Below are 15,783 nucleotides of genomic sequence, written 5' to 3'. Positions count from 1 at the left end.
ACTTTATATCGGACTTAAACGAATGCGAGCCCCGCCGTCATGACAGCCGCCATCGAAACCGACGCACTGACCCGCTGCTTCGGCTCCCACAGAGCGGTCGACGCAGTGTCGATGACCGTGCCGGACCGGGCCGTCTACGGCTTCCTCGGCCGCAACGGCGCGGGCAAGACGACGACGCTGAAGATGCTGCTGGGCCTGATCCGCCTGACCTCGGGCTCGGCCCGGATCGCCGGAATTGACGTCGGCCGGGATCGCATCGGCGCGGCGCGCAAGGTCGGGGCGCTGCTGGAGGCGCACGGCTTCTACGCCAATCTGACGGGCCGCCAGAACCTCGACCTGACGCGCACCCTGCTGGACCTGCCGCCGACCGAAATCGACCGGGTGCTGGAGGTGGTCGAGATGTCGGAGCACGGCAAGCGCGGGGTGTCCGACTATTCCTTGGGCATGCGCCAGCGGCTGGGTCTCGCGCGCGCCATGCTGGGCGCGCCCCCGGTGCTGGTGCTTGACGAGCCGACCAACGGCCTCGACCCGGACGGCATCGCCGACATGCGCCGCTTTCTGAAGGAACTCCCCGCCCGCACGGGGGCCACGGTCCTGCTGTCCAGCCACCTCCTCGGCGAGATCGAACAGATCGCCACCCACGTCGGCATCGTTCACGAGGGCCGGCTGGTGCTGGAGGGCGAACTGGCGCGGATCAAGGCGGCCCTCGCGCCCGAGATCGCCCTGCGGGTCGACGACCCCGCCCGCGCCTCGGCGGTGCTCGAACCGTTCGATCTGGCCCTGTCCGCGACGGGCGACGGCCTGGTCGCCCGGCTCAACCCCGGAGACGACCCCGACGCAGCGGTCCCGGCCATGAACCGGGCCCTTGTCGAGGCGGGGGTCGCCGTCTTCGCGATCGGAGCCCGCGCCCGCTCGTTGGAAGGAATCTACCGCGACGCGTCCGCCCCGGCCGCCGCTGCCGCCCCCGCCCCCAAGCCGGAGTTCGTCTGATGCTCGCCGTCCTGTCCGTGGAAATCCGCAAGCTGAACCGGTCGCTGGCGGCCGTGCTGGCCGTCGCGGCGCCGTCGCTGATCGCCATCTTCACCTTCTTCAACCTGCTGCGCGGCAAGACGCCGATGCCGTGGGACATGTGGATGGTCAGTGCGATCGGCATCTGGTCCTTCTTCATGCTGCCGATGAGCGTGACGGCCTTGACGGCGCTCGTCGCGCACATGGAGCACGGTCCGAAATCGTGGGACCATCTACGCGCCTTGCCGCTGCCGCGCTGGCGATTTTATGCGGCGAAGGCGGTGATGGTGCTGGCGGTGGTGGCTGTCATGAGCGCCGCGACCCTGCTCATGACGTGGGGCGCGGTGATGCTGGCGACGGCCATAAAGCCGAACCTGACACCCACCGGACCGCTGGAGGTCGGCCTCTACGCCACGACCATGGGCAAGGTCTTCCTTGCGGCCATCCTGATGGCGGCCATCCAGCTATGGATCGCGCTGCGCTTCGCCAGTTTTGTGCCTGCCCTGGTCGTCGGCATCGGCGGGACCTTCTTCTCCGTCGTCGCCACCTCGGCCCGCGCGGGCGTCTTCTTCCCGTGGCAGATGCCGGTCAACATGCTGGCGTCCGGGGACGAGGCGTGGCGGGTGACCACCGCCCTCGGTCTGGGCTGCGGTCTCGGATTGGTGGTGCTGGCGCTCGCCATCGCCCATCTGGCCCGGCGCGAGGTGCTCTAGCCCCCGGCGCCGGACGCTGCTTACATCAGGTTGTGAGTCGGGGGACGCGCACGTTTCCGGGCCCTCCATTGTCGGAGACGTCCATGACCCTGCGCCGGTTTTCGCAGTTCCTCGCCCTTGCGCTGGCTGTGCTCACATGGTGGGTCCTCATTTCGCGACCTGACGTCATCGACCCCGAATTCGCGGTGGCACTCCACGTCACCTTCGCCGTAGTGGTTTTGGTCGTCTTCGCCTTGGCCTTCCTCGTCCTGCGGTTCGCAAGCGGCGGCTCGGCGGCCTACTGGAGCACGAAGCGCACCGATCAGGTTCGCCCGATCGTGTGGATGATTCTCGCAGAATTGGCGGTGACGCTGGCTGCCAGCGTGATCCTGCACCAGATGGGCCGAGCTGATCCCGCCTCACAGTACATCGTCTTCCTGCTGGCCGGCACGCTCGTGCCGGCGGCATTCCTGCAGTTCGGGCTGATCACATGGCCCTCGCGATCAGGCTATCCCGGGATGCTCAGGCTTTTCCTCATCTCGGCATTTGCCCTCTGCATCGCGGCGGCATGGACGTGGGCCGCCTATTCACGCGCTCCCGCCGGGTCAGAACTGCCTCCGGTTCTCGACCTGGTCGTGAGCATGGGCGCGGTAATCATTGGCGCGACGCTGGAGGAAGTAATTTTCCGCGTCCTGCTTTTGACGGCTCTGCTGGACCGGTCCGGTTCACGCTTCAATGCCGTGTTCCTGTCCAGCGTCGCATTCGGATTGATGCACGTCCCCGGGGCCCTCGCTGATCCCGCCCTCCACGGTGATTTCGCTTACCTTCCGCAAGTCGCCTTCGAATACGCGCCGCAGTTCATCATGCAGACAATGCTGGGCCTGGTTCTGGGCTTGCTCTGGCTGCGAACCGGCTCGATCACGCTCATCGCCCTGACCCACGCGATCATGAACGTGGGCAATGTCCTCGCATTTGGCTTGCTCAGCTACGGCTAGTTGCCCGTCGCCGACCGGTCCGGCGCGATCTCGGTCATGGCCGACTGCAGATAGTTCTGCTCGCCCAGCTGTTCGATCAGCTTGTGCTGGGCCTCGAGGAAGTCGATGTGCTCTTCCGTGTCGGCGAGGATCTCGGTCAGGATCTGACGGCTGATGAAGTCGGACGCCGCCTCGCACTGGGCGATGCCGGCGATCAGGGTGTCGCGCCCGCCCAGCTCCAGCGACAGGTCGGCGCCGAAGCATTCGAAGACGTTCTCGCCGATCTTCAGCTTGTGCAGGTCCTGCAGGTTCGGCAGGCCGTCGAGGAACAGGACGCGCTTGATCAGCTTGTCGGCGTGTTTCATCTCGCCGATCGACTCGTCGTAGATGATCTGGCCCAGATGCTTCAGGCCCCAGCTCTCGAACATCCGGGCGTGCAGGAAATACTGGTTCACCGCCGTCAGTTCGTTGGTGAGAACCGCGTTGAGCGTGCGGATGATCGCGGGATCGCCCTTCATCGTCGTATTTCCTGTCAGCGGCGCGCGGTCAGCCCGACCGTCGTGAATCGCCGGCTGTGAGCGCCTGTTTTAACACGCAAACTCGCCTTGTGGTCACATGCGAACACTTCTCACGACATTGAAAATGCGAATGAATCTCCCGTGAGGGAGGGCAGGGCCCTATTCGGCCGCCATGGCGAAGGTTTCGCGGCTTTCCTGAATCATCTCGCGCATTTCGCAGACGCATTTGGCGCACTGGGCGGCGCACTGGTTGCGGGCGAAGACGTCGCGCGGCCGCGTGGCGCCAGCCTCGATGGCGGCGGCGACATCCCGTTTGCGAAGGCCGTTGCAGTTGCAGACGTACACGAACCGAACCCGAAAGGTTTGTTGCGAATGGTTCTTCTTAACAAGGCAATCGTGGCGAATGCAAGTCGTTCGCAGCGGCGGTGTTGACGCAGGCCCGCGTCCGTCGCACTTCGCGGCCATGGCCAGAGAACCTTCCGCCCCCCCGCGTCCCCCATGTGAGCTGTATCTGATCACGCCGCCCGCCATTCCCGACCTGGCGGCGTTCGCCCGGGATCTGGAAGCGGCGCTGGACGCCGGCGAGGTCGCGGCGCTGCAGATCCGGCTCAAGGACGTGGATGATGCGACGGTTCTGGCGGCGGTCGCGGCGCTGAAGCCGATTGCGCAGGCGCGCGGCGTCGCGGTGATCCTCAACGACCGCCCCGATCTGGCGGTCCGCTCGGGCTGCGACGGCGTCCATGTGGGGCAGGGGGACGCGTCCCTGGCCGAGGCGCGGGCGGTCATGGGGCGCAACGCCATGATCGGCGTCACCTGCCATGACAGCCGCGAACTGGCGATGGACGCGGCGGAGGCCGGAGCGGACTACGTCGCCTTCGGGGCCTTCTTCCCGACCAGGACCAAGGAAACGGTTCACCGGCCCGACCCGGAAATCCTGACCATCTGGCAGGAGACGGTCGAGGTGCCCTGTGTCGCGATCGGCGGGATCACCGCGGCGAACGCCGGCGAGCTGGCGCGCGCCGGAGCCGACTTCGTGGCGGTCAGTTCGGCGGTGTGGACGCATCCCGACGGTCCGGCGGCCGCCGTGCGGGAGCTGAAGGAAGTGTTGACGACAAACGCTTGACCTTCAGGGGATATTAGGAAGCGTGGGCCTAAGGAACCTGTAGAAGGCTGTCGTTTCCAGGACCGAATATGCAGATGAGCCGCGCGCTCGAACCCTCGGAGCCCGCATCCGGCGTGACGCCGCCGGCGGCTCCGCGCGTCCGGGAAAGCACGCGTCCGACAAGCGGAGTGGGTCCGCCGCTCGCGCCGATCTTCACCGCGATGGCGGTGATGGTCCTCGTCGTCCTGGCTCTCAGTTTCGCCCGGTCCGCCGGCGTGGTCGCCGCCCTGTGGGGCGCGGGCGGTCTGGCCGTCGCGGTCTGGCTGCGGACCTCGCGCGGCCCGCTCTACGATCTGTCCTTCGGCGCGCTCGTCGCCATGGGAATAGCGGCCGGCGAGCTGCTGGCGGGGAATTCAACCCGGCTGACGGTGATGTTCACCGTCGCCAACATGCTGGAAATCTATGTCTGCGTTCTGATGGCGCGCCGTTTCGCGCCGACGCTGAATCTCGCCTCGGTTCAGGGTGCATGCCGCTTTCTGGTCAGCGCCGCCGTGCTCGGACCGCTGCCGGCCGCCCTGTTCGCGGGGGCCATGCTGTGGTGGTTGAACGGGGCTCACTTCCTCGACAGCGTGCAGACTTGGTGGTTCGGCCACGCCCTTGGCGTCGCGGTGCTGTCCAGCTTCGGCCTGGCCCTCACCAAACGCGAGATCGTCCGCTTCCGCGCGCCCGCCCGGGCCATCGAGGCGGTGGTCCTGCTCGGCCTGCTGGCGGGACTGTGCTTCGTCGTCTTTTCGCAGCAGCTGCCGATCGGCTTCGTCACCATGCCGTTGTTGCTGCTGATCGCCGTCCGGCTCCGCATGCTCGGCGTGACCGCCGCCCTGGTCATCATCTCCATCCTCGCCGTCGGCGGAGCGATGCGGGGGCTGGGCCCCTACGGCGCGGCCTTCGAGGGACCGGACCGGGCCATGATGGCGCAGCTTCTGATCCTGTTCGGCTACCTGCCGATCATGCTGGTCGCGGCCCTGCTGGAAGAGCGGGACCGGTTGTCGGATCGCGCAAAGGTGGGCCAGGTCCGCGCCGAACGCGCCTCCGAAGCCAAGTCCCGCCTGCTGGCCAACGTCGCCCACGAGATCAAGAGCCCGGTCGGCGGCGTGATCGGCATCGGCGAGCTGTGGAAGACGGGCCAGCTTGGACCCATCACCCCCACACAGGGCGAGATGGCCGAAATGCTGGTCAAGACCGCGCGTCAGGTCGAGGCGCTGGCCCACGACCTGCTGGACGTCGCCCGCGCCGAGTCCGGCGCCGTGAAGGTCGAGCTGCGCCCCACTGACGTTCCCGGCGTGCTCGAAGACGTGAAACGGGCCGTCGCCCTGCGCCCCGAGTCCGACGGCGTGCGGCTGGAGGTGATCAGCGAAGGCGACGGACTGATCGCCCTGGCCGATTCCCAACGCCTGACCCAGGTCATTTCCAACCTCGCCTCCAACGCCGTCAAGTACGGCGGAGCAGGCGGCCTCGTCACCTTCCGCGCCAGCAAGGTCTACGACGGCGTGCGGATCGAGGTCTGCGATCGCGGCCCCGGCCTTTCGCCCGAGAAGCAGGCCCAGCTGTTCGAACCGTTCAACCGGCTGGGTCTTGAGCGGTCGACGGTCGAGGGCCACGGCATCGGTCTGGCCTTGGCCAAACGCCTGGTCGAGCTGCAGGGCGGGTCCATCGGCGTGACCTCGACGCCGGGCGAGGGCGCGGTCTTCTGGGTCGAGGTCCCGGCCGCCTGATCGCGAAAACCTGACGCTTCAGGGCCTTGCTGTTCGCAGCCCGAGGCGCGAAGGTCCGGTCCATGAAACTCTGCCTGTTTACCGCCGCCGCCGTTCTCGCCATGGCCGGCGCCGCCCACGCCCAGACGGCGCCGGCCAGCCCACCGGCCAGCGACCTGACCCGTGATCTGAATAGCGGTCCGCCGGTCCCCGCCGCCTATATCGCTCCCGCGCCCGCGCCCGTGGTGACGCCTCCGCCGAGGGCTGTCGCCCCGGCGACGGCGGCTCCTGCTACGGCAGCCCCCGCCACTGCGACGCCCCGTCCTGCGCCGTCCGCGACGGCTCCGGCCACGGCGGCTCCGGTTGTCCGGTCCGCCCCGGCGACAACGCCGCCGCCTTCCGGTCCGGTCGCCACGCCGACTGTGACGCCGCCGCGCTCAACGCCCATCCCGGCGGCTCCGGCGCCGCAGCCCCGCACGGCTCCGATCACACCCCCGACGGCGACTCCTGCGCCCCGCACCCAACCGCTGGCCACCGCTCCCGTGGGCGGCTCGTCGCTGCCGGCGGCGGCCCCCGTGGCCACGCCGGCTCCGCCCCCGCCGCCCCCGGCCGTGTCCACCCTCAGTGTTCTGGACGCCTCCGCCCGCGCGGCCCTGCCGTTCACGGTCACCCTGCCGGCCGGCTTCGAGATCGTCACCGGCCGCCCCGGCCCGGACTTCCGCATCTATACGATCCGTCGCGGCGAGCAGTCGTTCGTCATGGTCTATACCGGCCCGGCCTCGCAGTTCCCCATCTACAGCGGCCAGATGATCGAGGCGGGCGGCCGCGCGTCTGTGGTCTCGACCGAGGACGGGGTGCGCCACGCCCAGGAGCACCTGTTCCAGCGGCCCGAGGCCCCTCGCGAAATCCACGTGTGGACCATGAGCCTGGACGGCGCCGACCGGGCCATGGCCGAGAGCATCGCCCAGTCCGTCGACGTGCGTCCGGCGCCCTGACGCGTCGCCGCCCGCCCTTTCAGGCTTGCCAGACGCCGGCTGACGAGCAACTCTGAGAATCGTTCGCAAAACAGGAGCGATGCGATGATCGTGCTCGGCGTCGGCCAGACCGGCCTTATCCGCCTGATGGCCGGCGAGCGCCGTTGGCGGCCCGCCGTCCCTTCAGCATCGCGGCCTACGAACCCGACGACGCGACCCGGCTGATCCAGCCCTTTCGCGCCGCCCAGGCCAGAACCAGTTCAGGCCAGACCGACGCGGGCTTTCCGGCGATCAGGCGGACGCCGAACCCGTGGCCGCCTTCCTCGAACAGATGCGCCTCCGCCTTCACCCCCGCCGCGCGGATGGCGGTCAGCAGCTGCAGGCTGTTCTCCACCGGCACCGACGCGTCGTCCATGGCATGCAGCAGGAAGGTCGGCGCCGCGCCGTTCCAGTCCATCCGCTCCAGCGACCATCGCGCGAGGTCTTCCGGCGACGGATTCGCGCCCAGCAGATTGTCGCGCGATCCGGCGTGGACGAAGGGTCCCTGCATGGTCGCCACCGGGTACATGAGGATCGACAGGTCGGGCCTGAAGGACAGGCCGTCGGCGGCGTCGACCGCTTCATAGACGGCGTCCCGGCTCGCGGTCAGCGCACCCGCCAGATGGCCGCCGGCCGACGCGCCCAGCACCGCCACCCGGGCGGGATCGAGTCCCTCCGCCGCCGCCTGCCGGCGAACCAGCCGCAGGGCCCGCTGAGCGTCCTGCAGCGGCGCCGCTGGACCCGCGGCCCAGCCGTCGGCAGGCAGGCGGTAGCGCAGGACAAAACAGGTGACCCCCGCCGCCGCAAACGGCCGGGCGCAGTCCAGCCCTTCCTTATCCACCACCGCCCAGCGGTAGCCGCCGCCCGGGATCAGCAGCAACGACGCGCCGTTCGGCCGCTCAGGCCGCAGCACGGTCAGGATCGGGTCGGTGGTGTACTGGGCGAAACGGTCGTGGAAGGCCGGGTCGGTCGAGCGTTCAACCACCTGTGGCGTCACCGTGACGTTCGCCCCGCCGGGCGCCGCGCCCGGCCACAGCCGGATGGTCTCGGTCGGATCCGGCGGCGCAACCTGTCGCGACACCGGTGTCATTGCGAGAGCGGGGGCGGGCGTCGCGGCCAGGGCGGCGAGGCCCAGCGCGCTTCTTCGGTTCAACAGCATGGGATGGGCTCCTGTGACCACAGGCTAGCGGTCGGCGCCGCCCCCGTCACCCCGCCAGCTCACCCCGCCCCGTCAGGCCAGCTCGACCGCCACCGCCACGGCCTCGCCGCCGCCGATGCACAGGCTGGCCATGCCCTTCCGGCCGCCGCGCGCCTGCAGCGCCGCCAGCAGGGTCGTCAGGACCCGCGCGCCCGAGGCGCCGATCGGATGCCCCAGCGCCGTCGCGCCGCCATTGACGTTCAGTTTCGCGTGGTCGATGCCCAGCTCCTGCATCGCGATCATGGCGACGACGGCGAAGGCCTCGTTGACCTCCCACAGGTCGACGTCCTCGACCGACCAGCCGGCCTTCTTCAGCGCCTTCTGCATGGCGGGGACAGGCGCGGTGGTGAACAGGCCCGGCTCATGGGCGTGGGCCGCATGGCTGACGATACGGGCAACGATCGGCAGGCCCATGGCCTTCGCCACGCTCTCGCGCGTCATCACCAGGGCGGCGGCGCCGTCCGAGATCGAGCTGGCGTTGGCCGCGGTGATGGTGCCGTCCTTCGAGAAGGCGGGCTTCAGCGTCGGGATCTTCTCCGGCATGGCCTTGCCGGGCTGTTCGTCCTCGGTGACCGTCACCACGCCCTTGCGCGACGTGACCTCGACCGGGGTGATCTCGGCCTTGAAGGCGCCCGAGCTGATGGCGGCCAGCGCGCGGTTCAGGCTCTCCAGCGCGTATTCGTCCTGCGCTTCACGGGTGAACTGGTAGGTGCGGGCCGAGTCCTCGGCGAAGGCTCCCATCAGCTTGCCGGGCGTGTAGGCGTCCTCGAGGCCGTCCATGTACATGCTGTCGACGATGACATCGTGGCCGATGCGGGCGCCGCCGCGGTGCTTGGTCATCAGATAGGGGGCGCCGGACATCGACTCCATGCCGCCCGCCACGATGACGTCGGCGCTGCCGGCGGACAGGCTGTCAGAGGCCATCATCACGGCCTGCAGGCCCGAGCCGCACATCTTGTTGACCGTCGTGGCCTCGACATGCTGGCCGAGGCCGGCGTTGATCGCAGCCTGACGGGCGGGGGCCTGACCCAGACCGGCGGGCAGGACGCAGCCCATATAGATCTGCTCGATCTTCTCCGGCGCGATCCCGGCGCGCTCGACCGCCGCCTTGACCGCCGTCGCGCCCAGCTCCGTGGCCTTCACGCCGGACAGGGCGCCCTGGAAGCCGCCCATGGGCGTGCGGGCGAAAGAGACGATGACGACGGGATCGGACATGGCGAAAACCTGGGAGGGGTAGGGAAGGAAATTCGGAGGGGTGAATGGGCCGATTGAACGCGTTGGGCAAGCGCCGTGGCTACTGCGGGGTCATCGGACCCCGACGCGCCGCTTCACCCATCCAGCTGCGGCTGGCCGGGGCCACGCCGAACTCGGACAGTCGATCGCGGTGAGCGGCCAGCGGCGTCCGCATCAGGGTGCGCGCCATCCTGTTCAGCGGTCCCAGAGGCGTTTCCGCGTCCACGCGGTCCAGCCAGGCGGCCACGCGGGGCCAGCGGCCGGGATCGACGTTGATCTGCACCGCGCCCGCATTGAGGAAGGCCGGGGCGACGCTGAGGTCCGCCATCGACAGGTCGCCGAACAGGAAGCCCGTCTCCGGCGTCTGGCTCTCCAGATAGTCGAGGATCTGCGGCAGTTCGACGTCGCGGGCCTTCTCGACCACGTCAGGATCCGCTTCCGTGCCGAAGAAGCGGGGCTTCAGCGCGATCTGGAAAAACAGCCGCCAGCCCAGAACATCGAACAGGCGCGTGTCGGCGAACTCCTCCATCCAGCGCGCCTTCGCCCGCTGCACAGGATCGGCCGGCCACAGCGACGGGCCGGGCCGGGTTTCCTCGATGTACTGGACGATGACGCTGGAGTCGCACAGCACCAGATCGCCCTCGATCCAGACCGGCACGCGGCGCAGCGGGCTGATCCGTTCGAAATCGTCATTGCCGTACATCGGCGAGATCGGGTCCAGCTCGACCTCCACGCCCTTGATGGCGCAGGCGGCCAGCACCTTGCGGACGTAGGGCGAAACCGGACTGCCGATCAGCGTGACGGCGGCCATGACTCAGGCCGCCTTTTCATCGATCCGGGGCAGCATCTCTCCGACCGTCGGGCAGTCCTTTGCGTGAACCAGCTGGATGTCCCGCGGTTTGACGATCGCGTTGCAGTGCCCGCAAGCGATGCGCGGCGACAGGTCCTGGCCGCACTCCTTGTGAACCATGGTCAGGCCGGAATCGGTCTCGCCATAGACATGGCGCGCGCCCCACGCGTGGAGGGTGACCAGCACGGCGTACAGGTCCTTGCCCTTGGCCGTCAGGCGATACTCGTTGCGCGGCGGGCGTTCGGAATACAGATGCGGCTCAAGCACGCCGTGCTGGACCAGGGTTTTCAGACGCGCGGCCAGAACGTTGCGGGCCACGCCCAGCCGCTCCTGCCACTGCTCGAACCGGCTGACGCCGTTGAAAGCGTCGCGAATGACCAGCAACGTCCATGGATCGCCGATGACTTCCAGCGTCGCGGCGATCGTACAGCTCTGGCGTGAGTAGTTTGCGGTGCGTCCCATGGTGGGAAAGTGACCCCGCGTCAGCCTTTTGGCAAGAGGGTTGCCAATCTGGACGGACTGGGTCAGTCTTCTTTGGCTACGGATTTGCTGCGGCATTCCCGTTCCCGATACTTCGGGCGGAAGGCTCCCCGTCTTCCGCCCGCCCTTTCCCCACGATAGCAAGACGTATGACCCAGACCCTGGCCGAAGCCCTGACCCTGACCGACGATGGTGCGGGGGGCTGGGCGGCGCGGCTGGACGGCGGCTTCTCCAACGCCCCGCAGTCGGTCCCGCAGGAACGCGGCGCGCCCTTCGGCGGCCTCATGGCGGCGCTGGCGGCGGGGGCGATGCGTCAGGGGCTGGGCATTGAGGCGCCGCTTCAGACGCTCACCATCCAGTACCTCGCCGCCGCGCGGTTCGAGGACGCGATCTTCACCCCGACGATGAACCGCGGCGGTCGTAACGTCGCCTACGCCTCGGTCACAGGCGGTCAGGGCGACCGTCTGGCGGTTCAGGCGCTGGGCACATACGGCCGCGATGTCGACGGACCTGTCCTGACTCCGCTGACGGCCTCGCCCCGACCGGTCGAGGAGCTTGAGCCGACGCCGCTGGACCCGACCTTCGGTCCCTGGTTCACACGCCATATCGACCATCGCTTCGTCGCCGGTCCGAAGCTGTTCGGAGAGAACGCCGGCAAGAGCCCCGAGCTCGGCTGCTGGATGCGAACCGTCGACGCGGCCCCGCTGGACGAGGCCCGGCTGCTGTTCCTGCTGGACGGCCTGTATCCGACCTATTTCACGGCCTTCCCCGCGCCGCCGGCGATCTCCGCCAGCGTCGATCTGCGCGCGGACCTGCTGACGGAGCTGACGCCGGACACCTCGCCGGAAGGCTGGGCCTATTTCCACTTCACCAGCCGGGACGTGGGCAGCGGCTGGGCGGTCGAAGACGGGGTGGCGTGGGCCCCGGACGGCCGGCCGCTGGCGCTGGTCCGCCAGCGCCGGAAATTGATGCCGACCCGCTGACGGCTACGTCCGGATTTGACGCATGCGCATGTTTCCCTGCGCGCAACCCGCTCGGGTCCGGTCTTTGACAATTGAACTTCACGGCGCCGGAGCTCGGATGAGACTCATGAGACTCATGAGACTGTTTTTTTCCGGCCCGGCCGACCTCAGCCGTGCAGGCCCCGCAACTGAATCAGGGGAATGACGATGTCCTCCTCGTCCTCGAGGTGGCGCAGCAGGGGGCGGGCGTTTCCGTCGATGAGATCGGACAGCCGGTGGGCCTTGTCCGCCACGTCGGTCGCCTTTGCATTCACCGCCTGATGGAAGGCCAACCCGCCTTGGAACAGCGCCTCCAGCGTCTCATGGATGGCGTCATGATCCCGGTCCAGCAGATCGATCCCCGCGCCGATCTTCGGCTCGATCTGGCGCATCATCGGAAAATACTGGCCGCTTTCGACGCGGTGGTGTCCGTCGAGATGCTGCAGGAAGGACTGTAGCGCCGGGATCAGCTGACGATGCAGGGCCGCGGCGTCGCCATTGGCGCGCCACTGGCTGACCAGCCCGTCCATATGCGCCTGATGCCCCCGGAAGCTGGCGTGCATCTGCAGCCAGAAGGCCGCCGTCTCGTCCAGCTTCGCAGTCCAGCGGTCGCGCGGAAATTCCTCGCGCAGATACAGAAACCCGGGCGGCAGGCCGGCGCGCGTGGTCAGCGCCAGCGCGTCCGGGGCCTCAGACAACGGCGGTGGTCGTCTTGATGAAGCCGCCGCCCAGCAGGCGGTCGGGATCGGCCGGATCGTAGAGGGCGCAGGCCTGACCGGGGGCCACGCCTTCCTCGCCGGTCTCGAACAGGACCGCGACAGCGCCGTCCATCATAGCCAGCCGGGCCGGGGAGGGCGGACGGGTCGAGCGCACGCGCGCCAGCACCGGGACCCCGGCTTCAGCCGCCGCCTCGATGCTCGCCTCGTCGCCCAGCCAGTTCGTTTCGTCCAGCGTCAGTGAGGCGGTCAGCAGGGCTTCGCGCGGGCCGACGATGACGTGGCGTTTCGCCGGATCCAGCTTCGTCACGAACAGGGGCTCGCCCACGGCGACGTTCAGGCCCCGGCGCTGGCCGATGGTGTAGTCGGTGATCCCCGAATGCGCGCCCAGCACCCGGCCGTCCATGTGCACGATGTCGCCGGCCTCGCGGCCCTGCGGACGCAGCTTGTCGATCAGGGTGCGATAGTCGCCGTTGGGGACGAAGCAGATGTCCTGGCTGTCCGGCTTGGCGGCGATGCGCAGGCCCAGCTCAAGGGCGACGCCCCGGACCTGCGGCTTCTCCAGATCGGCCAGCGGGAAGCGCAGATAGTCCAGCTGCTGCGCCGTGGTGGCGAACAGGAAGTAGGACTGGTCGCGCGAATGGTCGATCGCCTTGCGCATCTGCGAGCGGCCGTCGACGACCGCGCGCTTGACGTAGTGTCCCGTGGCCATGGCCTCGGCGCCCAGATCCCGGGCGACATCCAGCAGGTCGCGGAATTTGACCGTCTGGTTGCAGCGGATGCAGGGCACGGGCGTCTGACCCGCCAGGTAGCTGTCGGCGAACTGGTCGATGACCGCGTCCCGGAACCGGCTTTCGTAGTCGAGGACGTAGTGCGGGATGCCCAGCGTCTCGGCGGCCAGCCGGGCGTCGTGGATGTCCTGACCGGCGCAGCAGGCGCCCTTCTTCTTCAGGGCCGCGCCGTGGTCGTACAGCTGCAGGGTCACGCCGACGACGTCATAGCCGGCCTTGTGCAGCAGGCCGGCGACCACGGTGGAGTCCACTCCGCCCGACATGGCCGCCACCACCCGCGACCCGACCGGCAGGCCGACCGCCGCGCGCGCGGACTCGATCGCCGCGTCCATGTCGGCCTGGCCGGTCATGGGGGCGATGTTCGGAACCGGGCAGATGTCCTCGGCGAGCGTCATGGCGCGCTATCTAGTGCGAAACCCGTTCGATTTCGAGGCCGCGGCGAAAAGGACTCCGGAAACGACAACGGCCGCCTCCGTTTCCGGAAGCGGCCGCTTGGCTCGGGGAGAAGATTTACGGGCGACCGTAGTGCTGGATCCGCGTCGTGCGCAGACCCTGCATGCCCCATTTGTCGATGGCCTTCTGCCACGCCAGGAATTCCTCGGCCGTCAGACGATAACGCGCCAGGGCGTCATCCAGGCTGATCAGGCCGCCACGCACGGCGGCCACAACCTCGGCCTTGCGACGGATGACCCAGCGGTCCGTATTGGCCGGGGGAAGATCGTGCATCGTCAGGGGCGTGCCCGTAGGACCGACCACATACTGTTCGCCTCGGCTATTAAGACGTCGCTCTTGCAACATGGGCTTATGCCTCATTGACCACCACCACTATGAGTGAACGGTAGCGGTCGCCGGCTAAGGGCCGTTTAAGCGTCGTGGTGAAGGAAAGCCTAAAATGCCCTCCGTCCACACTCTCAATATTCAATAAAAGATTCATTGAGGTTTACGGCCCGTTACTCAGAGATCAGCGTTTGATGCTGATCAGCTCGGCCAGCATCTCGTCGGCCGTGGTGATGATCTTCGAGGATGCCGAGTAGGCGCGCTGGGTGGTGATCAGCCCGGTGAACTCCGCCGAGAGGTCGACGGTCGAGGCTTCCAGCTGCGACGCCCCGATCAGGCCCGCGCCGCCGCTGCCGGCCCCTTTCAGGTTGAAGGTGCCGGAGCTCTGGGTGACGCGGAAGGCGTTGCCGCTGGCCTCGGACAGGCTGTCCGGGCTGGTGAAGGTGGCAAGGGCGACCAGGGCGATCTGGCGGGTCACGCCGTTATCGAAGATGGCGGTGACGTAGCCTTTTTCGTCGATCTTGATCTCGGACAGGTTGCCGAAGGCGGTGCCGTTGGTCAGCGTCGCCTGAACGACCGAGGCGCTGTCGTACTGGGTCAGGCCGCCGGCGGCGTTGCCGAGTTCGAACGACACCGTCTGGTTGTCGATGCCCAAACCGGGCGCCCAGTTGAACTGTCCGGCCGCCGGAGCGCCCGCGTCGGAGGCGCCGAAGCTCAGCGACGCCGCGGACGGGTCCGGGAACAGGGCCTCGCCGGCGGGCATGGCTTGCATGGCGGCGACATCCAGACGGCCGTCCTGGGTGAAGGCGATCCGGCCGGTCCGGAGCTGGCCGTTGGTCAGGCCTGCGCCGGTGACGACGTCGCTGGCCGGCACGGCGCGGATTTCGGCGTACCATTCATTGGGCACCGAGCTTTTCAGGAAGGAGATGGCGACCGTGCGCTGACCGCCCTTGGAGTCCGAAACCGGCACGGTGAGTTCGAAGTCAGGCTTCACCCCGGCTCCGGTGTCGGGGTCCCACATGGACATGGAGTTGGTGGTGCGGTTGTACGCGTTCGGCCCGGCCGGCGAGAGGGCGGCGTCCGCCGCCTCGGGAGAGATCGTCTGGCTGGAGCGCAGGTTGGCGTTGAGCTCGATCCGCGTCGTGGCCTCGGCCGTGCCGCCCACGGAGCCGACGTTGATCGTCTTCAGGCGCGTCAGGTCGGACGGGTCCAGGGGGACGTTTCCTTCGCTGTCGATCGGCCATCCCTGCAGGTAAAGACCGGCCGTGTTTTTCAGGAAGCCGTGATTGTCGACCCGGAAGGCGCCGGCGCGGGTGAACAGGCGGGTGTCGGTCGGCGTCAGATTCTCGGCTTTCTCCGTAACGACGAAGAAGCCCTGTCCGGCGATGCCGAGATCGGTCGAGGAGGTCGTGCGCTGCAGCTGTCCGTTCTGGCTGGTGAAGTGGCGCGCGCTGGCCTGCACGCCGCCGGCGGAATAGCCGGCGCCTTGGGACTGGCTGTTGACGGCGGTCGCGAATTCGCCGGCCGTGCGCTTGTAGCCGACGGTGTTCACGTTCGCGATGTTCTGAGAGATCGCCGCGAGGGCGGAGGCGTTGGCGGTCAGGCCGGAAACGCCGGCGAGAAGGGCGCTGTTGATGCTCATGGCGCGGGGCTCCTTACGAAAAACGGTTTGAACGGGT

At 68.3% G+C, this 15,783-nt stretch carries 17 protein-coding genes; 7 read left to right on the top strand and 10 right to left on the bottom strand.

The features are described from left to right. Positions 1-39 precede the first annotated feature (39 nt). The 3 genes from ASD25_RS24415 to ASD25_RS24405 all read left to right on the top strand — a co-directional run bounded on the left by ASD25_RS24415 (position 40) and on the right by ASD25_RS24405 (position 2,695). Positions 40-990 carry an ABC transporter ATP-binding protein gene (locus ASD25_RS24415; RefSeq protein WP_056621326.1) on the top strand — a complete coding sequence of 317 codons (951 nt, stop codon included), beginning with the start codon at positions 40-42 and terminating at the stop codon, positions 988-990. Continuing rightward, positions 990-1,721 (top strand): ABC transporter permease, encoded by a 732-nt coding sequence (locus ASD25_RS24410; protein WP_056621325.1) that lies wholly within the window; start codon positions 990-992, stop codon positions 1,719-1,721. The genes ASD25_RS24415 and ASD25_RS24410 overlap by 1 nt, the downstream gene beginning before the upstream one ends. Positions 1,722-1,804: 83 nt before the next feature. Then, positions 1,805-2,695 carry a CPBP family intramembrane glutamic endopeptidase gene (locus ASD25_RS24405; RefSeq protein WP_056621323.1) on the top strand — a complete coding sequence of 297 codons (891 nt, stop codon included), beginning with the start codon at positions 1,805-1,807 and terminating at the stop codon, positions 2,693-2,695. Here ASD25_RS24405 and bfr read toward each other — a convergent pair. Together bfr and ASD25_RS24395 are read right to left on the bottom strand one after the other, a co-directional pair. Then, positions 2,692-3,192, bottom strand: coding sequence for a bacterioferritin (gene bfr, locus ASD25_RS24400; protein ID WP_056621321.1), 501 nt, complete (start codon positions 3,190-3,192; stop codon positions 2,692-2,694). The two genes, ASD25_RS24405 and bfr, sit on opposite strands and share 4 nt — an antisense overlap. A 159-nt stretch (positions 3,193-3,351) precedes the next feature. Further along, positions 3,352-3,537, bottom strand: a complete 186-nt coding sequence (locus tag ASD25_RS24395; RefSeq protein WP_056621319.1) for a bacterioferritin-associated ferredoxin — start codon at positions 3,535-3,537, stop codon at positions 3,352-3,354. Between the two features lie 118 nt (positions 3,538-3,655). On the opposite strand from ASD25_RS24395, the gene thiE reads away from it, so the two are divergent. The 3 genes from thiE to ASD25_RS30775 all read left to right on the top strand — a co-directional run bounded on the left by thiE (position 3,656) and on the right by ASD25_RS30775 (position 7,040). Then, positions 3,656-4,315 carry a thiamine phosphate synthase gene (gene thiE, locus ASD25_RS24390; RefSeq protein WP_056621316.1) on the top strand — a complete coding sequence of 220 codons (660 nt, stop codon included), beginning with the start codon at positions 3,656-3,658 and terminating at the stop codon, positions 4,313-4,315. 74 nt (positions 4,316-4,389) lie between these two features. Next, the gene (locus tag ASD25_RS24385; RefSeq protein WP_235562870.1) at positions 4,390-6,066 is read left to right on the top strand and encodes a HAMP domain-containing sensor histidine kinase; all 1,677 of its coding nucleotides are present in this window, start codon (positions 4,390-4,392) and stop codon (positions 6,064-6,066) included. A gap of 62 nt (positions 6,067-6,128) precedes the next feature. After that, positions 6,129-7,040 carry a hypothetical protein gene (locus tag ASD25_RS30775; protein WP_156389452.1) on the top strand — a complete coding sequence of 304 codons (912 nt, stop codon included), beginning with the start codon at positions 6,129-6,131 and terminating at the stop codon, positions 7,038-7,040. A gap of 175 nt (positions 7,041-7,215) precedes the next feature. On the opposite strand, the gene ASD25_RS24375 is transcribed toward ASD25_RS30775, so the two are convergent. From ASD25_RS24375 to ASD25_RS24360, 4 genes are all read right to left on the bottom strand, one after another. Then, complete coding sequence (locus tag ASD25_RS24375; RefSeq protein WP_056621311.1) at positions 7,216-8,217, bottom strand: alpha/beta hydrolase; 1,002 nt, start codon at positions 8,215-8,217, stop codon at positions 7,216-7,218. Positions 8,218-8,289: 72 nt separating this feature from the next. Next, on the bottom strand, positions 8,290-9,471 hold the full coding sequence (locus tag ASD25_RS24370) for an acetyl-CoA C-acyltransferase (protein ID WP_056621309.1): 1,182 nt from the start codon (positions 9,469-9,471) through the stop codon (positions 8,290-8,292). Positions 9,472-9,550: 79 nt separating this feature from the next. Beyond that, positions 9,551-10,300 carry a glutathione S-transferase family protein gene (locus ASD25_RS24365; RefSeq protein ID WP_056621307.1) on the bottom strand — a complete coding sequence of 250 codons (750 nt, stop codon included), beginning with the start codon at positions 10,298-10,300 and terminating at the stop codon, positions 9,551-9,553. A gap of 3 nt (positions 10,301-10,303) precedes the next feature. Further along, on the bottom strand, positions 10,304-10,801 hold the full coding sequence (locus ASD25_RS24360; RefSeq protein ID WP_056621305.1) for a helix-turn-helix domain-containing protein: 498 nt from the start codon (positions 10,799-10,801) through the stop codon (positions 10,304-10,306). A 167-nt stretch (positions 10,802-10,968) separates the two neighbouring features. On the opposite strand from ASD25_RS24360, the gene ASD25_RS24355 reads away from it, so the two are divergent. Continuing rightward, complete coding sequence (locus ASD25_RS24355; protein WP_056621302.1) at positions 10,969-11,802, top strand: acyl-CoA thioesterase II; 834 nt, start codon at positions 10,969-10,971, stop codon at positions 11,800-11,802. Between the two features lie 146 nt (positions 11,803-11,948). Here the strand turns inward: ASD25_RS24355 and ASD25_RS24350 are convergent, their stop codons facing one another. The 4 genes from ASD25_RS24350 to flgE all read right to left on the bottom strand — a co-directional run bounded on the left by ASD25_RS24350 (position 11,949) and on the right by flgE (position 15,746). Then, positions 11,949-12,518, bottom strand: a complete 570-nt coding sequence (locus ASD25_RS24350; RefSeq protein ID WP_056621300.1) for a hemerythrin domain-containing protein — start codon at positions 12,516-12,518, stop codon at positions 11,949-11,951. Beyond that, positions 12,511-13,722: a tRNA 2-thiouridine(34) synthase MnmA gene (gene mnmA, locus ASD25_RS24345; RefSeq protein WP_056621299.1), complete on the bottom strand. Its 1,212-nt coding sequence runs from the start codon at positions 13,720-13,722 to the stop codon at positions 12,511-12,513. Before mnmA ends, ASD25_RS24350 begins: the two co-directional genes overlap by 8 nt. A 115-nt stretch (positions 13,723-13,837) precedes the next feature. Then, positions 13,838-14,125, bottom strand: a complete 288-nt coding sequence (locus ASD25_RS24340; RefSeq protein ID WP_055831520.1) for a DUF1153 domain-containing protein — start codon at positions 14,123-14,125, stop codon at positions 13,838-13,840. Between the two features lie 163 nt (positions 14,126-14,288). Continuing rightward, positions 14,289-15,746 (bottom strand): flagellar hook protein FlgE, encoded by a 1,458-nt coding sequence (flgE, locus tag ASD25_RS24335; protein WP_056621298.1) that lies wholly within the window; start codon positions 15,744-15,746, stop codon positions 14,289-14,291. Between the last annotated feature and the right edge of the window lie 37 nt (positions 15,747-15,783).

The organism is Brevundimonas sp. Root1423, from assembly GCF_001426805.1.
This window is presented reverse-complemented; position numbering and strand designations above follow the sequence as displayed.